Source organism: Chloroflexus sp. (genome assembly GCF_034432675.1).
GTDB lineage: Bacteria > Chloroflexota > Chloroflexia > Chloroflexales > Chloroflexaceae > Chloroflexus.
Map to the genome: position 1 here is coordinate 22,404 of NZ_DAOUBI010000237.1, position 8,113 is coordinate 30,516.

Here is an 8,113-nt window from a genome sequence, read left to right on the forward strand (position 1 = left end):
ACGCACGCCAATGTTTTGCTATCAGTTGTAGGCTGATACAGCCTGACAGGGGCACACATCTGTGCGCCCCTGTCATTTGTGCGCTGTAAAAGCTGTCAGCGCATTGCTACCGATGTAGCAGCGGAACGTAGAGCTTCGGGAAGGTCACTTGATCGAGCGTAATGACACCCGCGGGCAGCACTGCTGCAGTGAGCGAGGTAGTGCCGCTGACACTCGGATTACCGGCACCATCAAGGATGCGAGCATAGACATAGTAAGGTCCGGGTGTAAGTTGTTCTTCCGACAGGCCACTGGCCAGACTCCAGACCACGCTAAAGCTATTGGTATCGCCCGGGGCAGCAACCGGGAACCAGACTAGGTTCGGGTCAGTTGCCGGATTAGTTACCGGAACCCGGCTATTGGCCAGCCAGACCCCCCAGAAGCCGCGACCGGGGTAGAGATTATCGGTCACAACGATATTGCTAAACTCCAGATTCACGATAACCGTTGCACTGCCCGGAATCGGCTGGACCTGCAAACTTCCTCCGCTAAGGACCGGTGGTGTTGCATCGTAGATCAATGTGTGCGCAAGATGCATCGAATTGCCCAGGGTATCACGCACACGCACAACGACCGGAAGTGGTCCTTCAGCTATCGTATCAGGATAGGGCAGGATATTGGCAAAGCGATTGCCGTTAATGGTCAGTGTACTCACGCTATTGAGTGCCGTTGCGTTTGGAGCCAGCGCAAAATTTTGCAGTCCGCTACAATCACCAACACTCCGTAGTTCGACGTAGACTGCCGGCACGCGAGTGTAGTCAGGATGACCATCACTAGCCCCACCTTCTCCAATCAGATCAGCGGTTGTAATGCCGGTAAATGGTGAAGTCTTCAAACGTGAAAAGGGGTTTCCGACAGTAGCGCTGGCTAGAACACCAGCATCGATAATCACCGCATCAGAGCGAACCTGATCGATCAGATTATTCTCACTCCGACGCAACTGCGTGTAGAGAACACGTTCAACACAACCGGCATCAGTGCGCAAGGATGCTGGAATTGGTACTGCCAATACACTGGTTGGACCGCTAGGGTTGAACGACTGCCATCCACCTGAGTCATTTTCGGTATCGGTCGGAGGTGCTCCCCAGCGCCAGCGTACCTGATCGGGGAGATTCGAGGTGGTCAGGTCAGGAAAGGTCACATTGACAGTCAATTTACTATCGCCACCAACCACTGCAACGTCATTTTCGATGAGCGGGCGTGAGCCGAACGCAGCACCTGGAGCCTGGAAGAGGGCATAGCGAGGACGCGGAGCATTACCCTGGAAGAATTCGTGCACGACATGCATATAGCTTCGCGCACCAACCCGGGCATCAGCCCACGCATTAAAGACCGGCGCGACGGTCGGCGCACTGACCACCGGCAAGAAGCCCTGATTCGCCGGCCTGACGGCGTAAAAGAGTTGATTGACATTTCGGCTGGTGCCCTGACGAATCCATGCCATGTGGAGATTCCCACGCTGGTCGTAGTCAATGTTGACTCGGCCATCACCTTTTCCGCTGATCAGTTTAGCCGCCGACCAGGGGTCACTGAAATTACTGACCAGCTTTTCCGCGAAGAAGATGCCATCATCAGCTCCCCGGAATGCAACCGCGATCCGCGTATTTGGTGCCGGATCGGCACTGAAAGCAACGCTAGCATCAGCAAACACCGCCGACGTGCTACCGTTCACATCAACAGGCGTTCCAAAACCTGTACCAGTCCAGAGTGAAACCATGACGTGTAATGGACGTGGCGTATCGCGAGTGAAGGTAATTGCCAGCTCACCATTGGGTCCAGCCGCCATTGCTGTTTGAGACTTATATGCTAGTGCACCTGGTACTGAACCTACGGCAGACCAGGTAGTGCCACGATCATTCGAGAAGGCATAGTTAATATTTTTATCATCACGCCACGCTGCGACAATCTGGCCGTTGGTGCGGACGGCCATTGCAGGTTCCACGGCAAAGCTATGACCACGCATTATTTCAAATGTTGCCGGATTCCAGGCTCCACCCGGTTCACGGCGACGAAACTTGATCGTCTTGGCAACCTGATCGATCCACAACACGTAGACCTCGCCAGTTGGTGCAGTTGTCACCGCGGTTTGCACCCAGTCCTGGGCAATCCCGGCAGCAACAGTACCAAGCGATAATGGAGCGGGAAAAGCGGTATCTTCTTCACCCTTGATCCACAGTTTTACAGTGCCATTTTCACTGCTAGAGATGCCATCGGTTGCACTAATATACACCCCATTGGAATCAACAGCGAGTTGAGGGTATTTGGTATTACTGGCTGCAATATCAATTTCGCGGATGAAGCTGGCCCCTTCTTGTGCCTGCGATGGAATCGGGAGCAACCCGGCCAACGTAACAACAATGAAGCAGATAACAGTAATCAGCGAAGTTGTACGCAACATAGGAACGTTCTCCTGATGGGTTCGGTGATTTTGCTCTGTTGAGTAATGGTCACGACTCGCCTTATCCACATCCTATCGGCTAAGGCGTGATGATAACATCATCGAACAGCATGCCACCGATGGCACGGGTATACACACCAACCTGCCCGGCCGGTAATGGCTGTCCATCGGTTGTCTCCATCAAGAGCTTTCCGTCGAGACGAACCTGTAACGTTCCGCCGCGCAGCTCCAGTTCAATCACGTGCCACTGGCGCGGTGCGAAGCCTGGACCATCCACCGCTGCCAGCGGTGTAGTTACCCCATTGACCACTTTCTCCAGGACGTATTTCGGTGTCGCTTCGTACTCCTGCTTCAACAGGCGTACCCGATAGTAGCTTGCCTCGTAACTGACCTCACCCTGATAACGTGCGATGATGCCGGCCACACCGTTAAACTCATCGTAAAAGCTGACCCGCACCATGCCATCACCCACCACAGGAGTGGCTGCTAACAGTGCAACCTGGGCCAGTGAGCTATTGCGCAGTTCGCCAGCAAAATCCTGGCGCAAGCGGCCGTTATCGATCACCCAGTTCGGATGGTCTTCGGGCAAGACGAAATCGAGGGCAATGGACTGCCAGGCGGCGAGGCTATCAGTGGTAGTAAAATCAGCGACGAACAGTGGACCGGTGGCTAAACCTGCCGGCACTGTCGGGTTAGGGCCGATAGTCGGGGCCGGTGGTTCAGGAGGATATTGTAGGATTGGCCCACTCTCCTCGGCTTGACCGGGACGGAGTGTCAGCCAAAAACCACCGAAAACTGCCACCATCCCCAACAACAGTGATGCGAATAACAGGTGAGGTTGGCGATACCACATCGTAGACTCCTCCTTACGCATGAAGACTATCTGCATTGTACAACGTAGCCGGCAATGTTGATAGGGATAGGATATAACGAAAAAGTACTAAAAATGGTAAAATTTCTGTGCCAACTGTATTCAGGCAACGATACGATAAAGTATCGTAATACAAGACACCCGTTTTCCCTCCTGCTCATGTATAAAACCGTTCTGAGCGGCCAAAAGTAACGCGGAATTTTGGTAGGTTTGTCTTGTTTATTCTCAAATCGACAACAGCAGCGAAAGAGACAGAAGCATTCCTCATATTGGGCAAGTATCTCATTATCTACTGTAGTTTTTACCGGCACCCCAGAGACACGGAGGATGCAGAGGAGAACTATCTTTAAGCTGGTATTTTATAGCCTGGCATTTTGAACAGGATACGGTTGAAGCTTAACGCAGGTGACCATCAGACTGTCCTGGCCGTTCACGGTGGGGATAAATGTCATCTCTACGGTTTACAATTGCACCACAGGGACGCCAAGAACACAGAGAGTATTAGTACAGCGGGGCGGCTACCAGGGCCGCCCCAAATAGTGGTGGTTGCACAAGTGCATGATACTACCACCATCTGCTATTTTCTACCTTCTATCTCCCAAATGCTAGAGTTACCGTGTTACCAATGGCACATAGGTTCGAGCAGGCGTGCGCGTGCTGGTTGCCGTCGTCTCTAACACTGTATTGCCAATATTACCGGCACGGTCGATCAGACGAATGTAGAGATAGAAGGTCTGTTCAGTAACACTGGTTGTTGCCATTGTTACGCCAGGGGCATTCGCCATACTCCAGCTCGACACTGTGAAATGACCACCGTTGAATTCAACCGGAGCTTCAATCCATTGCAGGGTCGATGAAGTAGCTGGATTAGACACTGCGCTTGGGCTGACGGCAATTAAGACACCCTGAATGCCGTTTGCCTCGGTGATTGTTGCAGTTGAGAGATTGAAGGTCAAATCCTGGAGTATGTCACCCAATGGAGAGTCGGTAACGGTAATGATCTCACTTCCGCTCAACGACATTTGCGGCGGTGTCCGATCAAGTCGAATGGTATGGGTAATCGTTTGCGAATTACCTAACTCGTCGTAGATTCGTATCACAACCGGGTAATTACCATCCGATGACGGTGGTTCGAAGGTGACACCAGGGAGAGGAATAATCGCGTTTAACGTACCCTCTACGTCAAGATCGCTGGTTACAGCAAGCGCGGCCGCATTACCGGCAACGCGTACCCGACTGATTTGTGAACAATCACCGCCATCTGTTACCGAAAGCAGTATCTGTGGCAACGGTGTACTGCCAGGATCGAGATCGTAAACTCGATAATTACTAGCATACCAGTTTGACGAGTCATATAGCAATGGATTAGCAACCCCTGCTGTAGCAACGACGTTGGTATCGATGATGACGTTCGCCTTGCGCTCGGTTGTATCAATGACTGAGGCGGTGCCATTCCGTCGCAATTGGGTATACAACGTGCGCGGTGTACAATCGTTGACATTGAGAAACGTAGCGGGGATCGGCACCGTCAATTCGGTAGCGGCAGTTGCGTTTTCACTCAGCAATACCCAGCCACCTGAATCATTCGCAGCATCGGTTGGTGGTGCTCCCCATCGCCAGCGCACACTAATATTTTGCGGCGTTGTGCCTAAACCAGGGAAAGTTACCTTCACCGACGTACGCCCGTCTCCACCAACCCGTGTTGCCCCACCTTCGATGAGCGGATCCGAGCCAAATGGCGAGCCGGGGGCCCGGAAGAGAGCGTAGCGGAGAAGTGGGGTGTCACCACTGAATACCTCGTGGGCGACGTGCATGTAGAAGCCGTTGCTTGCACTATTGACACCCCAGGCGTTAAATAGAGGTCCAGAGGTTGCGGACTCTACCGGACCTAGAAAGGTACCATTGGATAGGCGTACAGCATAGTTTAACCGATTCTGACTACGACTACCCGGAGTCCGAATGAAGGAGATATGTAAATTGCCGTAGAGATCGGTGCTTACCGAGACCTGCCCATCGCCTTTCTCGCCTGTCAAACGTGCAGTGGACCATGGCTGATTATCAAACAGATTATTGATATTTTTCTCGGCGTAGAAGATACCACTATCGGCATGACGGTAGCCGACATAGATAGTACCATTGTGGATGGCGACACTGCTATCGGCATAGGGGGCAGGATCGCCAACGTTGACATCAACCGGCACACTGAAACCATTTCCCTGCCAGATAGACACCATCACGTGGAGAGGACGTGGTTCATCGCGTGTGAAGGTAAGTGCAACCTCACCATTCGTGCCGGAAGCAAGCTGCACCACGGCACGGTAGGCTTTCATCCCAAAAGCACGGGCTACCGGCACCCATGACGCTCCACCGTTATCTGAGAAGGTGTAGTAGATTGAGGCATCACTGCCTGTAAAATCATCACGCCAGACCGCAATAATGCGCCCATGCTGGGTGCCACCGTTCACAACCGTCAGGGCTGGACGCACTGGAAAAGCGACATTGCGTGTCACTTCGGTGATGGGTCCCCAGTTACCGGCAATATCACGTTTCCGGAACCGAACAACCTTGGCCGCCTGATCGATCCAGAGCGTCAACACATCACCGGCCGGAGAGGTGGCAATAGCACTGTTAATATATTCGGGATTAAGCGTCGTGCGTGAAGTGGTTCCTAAGGTATACGGGGTAGGGAAACTCAACGCAGTCTCGGTCTTTGACCAGACGCGGGCTTTCCCTTCGGAGGCACCACTCGACTCAGCAATTCCTATGATATGAACCTGATCACCGTAGGTCGCAACCTGTGGTAGCTTGAGATTTGAGCTGTTGGGAAGAACAGTTTCGACTAACAACTGTGCCCCACTTTGAGCGGCTGATGGGGTCGCCGGTGGCAAGATGCCAGCAAAAAGTGCCAGCAGACAGAGCGGCACGAGCAAGGTGCGAACGAGTATCGACATGGATCTACTCCTCGGCTATGTGCTACTTACGGGGCGATGATAACGTCATCGAACAGCATACCACCGATGGCACGGGTATACACACCAGCCTGGCCGGCAGGTAGTGGCTGACCATCGATTGCTTCCATCAAAAGCTTGCCATCGAGACGAACCTGTAACGTTCCGCCGCGCAGCTCCAGCTCGATCACATGCCACTGGCGCGGTGCGAAGCCTGGACCCTCCACCGCTGCCAGCGGTGTGGCAACACCATCGACCACCTTCTCCAGCACGTATTTGGGTGTTGCTTCGTACTCACGCTTTAGCAGACGTACCCGGTAATAGGTTGCCTCGTAGCCAACCTCACCCTGATAGCGGGCAACGATGCCGGCGACGCCGTTAAATTCGTCGTAAAAACTGACCCGCACAACACCGTCGCTCACCACAGGCTCAGCCAGCAAGGCGACCTGAGCCAGCGAGCTGTTGCGCAGCTCACCGGCAAAATCCTGGCGGAGGCGGCCGTTGTCAATGACCCAGTTCGGGCTATCTTCGGGCAAGACAAAATCGAGGGCGACGGATTGCCAGGCGGCAAGACTATCAGCGGTCGCAAAATCGGCAACGAACTGCGGGCCGGCGGCCAGACCAGCCGGCACTGTTGGGTTGGGGCCGATAGTCGGGGCCGGTGGCTCAGGGGGATATTGCAAAATCGGCCCACCCTCCTCGGCCTGACCAGGACGAAAGGCGACGAACAGGGCGGCACTCACCGCGATCAGCGACGCAGCCACTGCCAGTAGCGAGAGTAGACGGTTTCTTTGTGCCATGAAAAATCCTCCTCAATGACGAATGGTAAAACCCGCACCTTAGCGGCCAGTAGCAACCGTTTCAGGTAACGCCTTAGCGCGTAAGGCATTCCGGTAGAGATCGGCCAGTTCGGTAGCAATCCGCTGTGAAGAGAACTGCGGTGCCAGTGCTGCGGCACGTGCGCTATACGCCTGCCATACAGCCCGATCTTTTAACAACGAAACAATTGCCTCACCAATGGCTGGCCCAGAACGTGGCTCTACCACAATGCCGGCCTGCGCTGCCGCCACATACGCACTGGCGCCGGTGGTGCGGGTTACCACCGGCGGCGTTCCAACAGCACAGGCCTCAATCACCACCCGACTAAACGACTCGGCGACCGAGGGAACAACAGCGACATCAGCGCCGGCCAGATAGGTACGAGCATCGTGGTGGGGAATAGCACCGGTAAAGATAACATCAGCCGCTACTCCCAATGCTTGCGCCCAGCGACGGAGAAATGCTCCGTAATCGCCGAAGCGTGGCGTTGAGCGATTCGGACCGACAATCACGACCTGCGGTGCCAGACCGGCAGCCCGGATTGTTGGTACTGCCTCAACCAGATATGCGATCCCTTTAAAAGGATGGAGACGATTGAGACTGACAATAATCGGACGTTCTGGATCAAGACCGTGACGAGTCGTGATGATCGCGCGACTGCGTGCACGCATCTCTCTCAACGGCATATCAGCAGGCGGAAAACTGTCTTCCGTGATGTTGTACGGAATTGCGGTGACCTTTAATGCGGGAGCACCACGGGCAATTGCCAGCTCGCGAATCTGCGGCGAGTCGGCGCGAATCACCAGAGCACGCCGGAATACCAACGGTAGTAAGGTGCGCACCACCCGAAACCGGGCATAGCCATAGTCGTACTCTGGTTCAGCCATCACATCAGCACCGGGCAAGGTCACAGCTATCGGCGGAGCATGCTTCCCGGCAAACAGCGCGGCAACCCCCAACGGAAACGCTGTTTCGATGTGACACAGATCAAATGGTGGCGTCGTCGCCAAAAACCGGCGTAAGCCGACGATTGCACTC

5 protein-coding genes are annotated in these 8,113 nt (G+C 54.2%); all 5 read right to left on the bottom strand.

Translation table 11 applies throughout. The features are described 5' to 3' along the window. Positions 1-106: 106 nt before the first annotated feature. Complete coding sequence (locus VAE55_RS17960) at positions 107-2,437, bottom strand: sialidase family protein (RefSeq protein WP_322817092.1); 2,331 nt, start codon at positions 2,435-2,437, stop codon at positions 107-109. Positions 2,438-2,516: 79 nt separating this feature from the next. After that, positions 2,517-3,290, bottom strand: coding sequence for a family 16 glycoside hydrolase (locus VAE55_RS17965; RefSeq protein ID WP_322817093.1), 774 nt, complete (start codon positions 3,288-3,290; stop codon positions 2,517-2,519). A gap of 629 nt (positions 3,291-3,919) precedes the next feature. Further along, entirely contained in the window at positions 3,920-6,259 is a 2,340-nt protein-coding gene (locus VAE55_RS17970) for a sialidase family protein (protein WP_322817094.1), read from the bottom strand. A 26-nt stretch (positions 6,260-6,285) separates the two neighbouring features. Continuing rightward, the gene (locus VAE55_RS17975; RefSeq protein ID WP_322817095.1) at positions 6,286-7,056 is read right to left on the bottom strand and encodes a hypothetical protein; all 771 of its coding nucleotides are present in this window, start codon (positions 7,054-7,056) and stop codon (positions 6,286-6,288) included. 39 nt (positions 7,057-7,095) lie between these two features. Continuing rightward, positions 7,096-8,113, bottom strand: a 1,018-nt coding sequence (locus tag VAE55_RS17980) for a glycosyltransferase family 4 protein (protein ID WP_322817096.1), incomplete at its 5' end; no start/stop codon positions are given.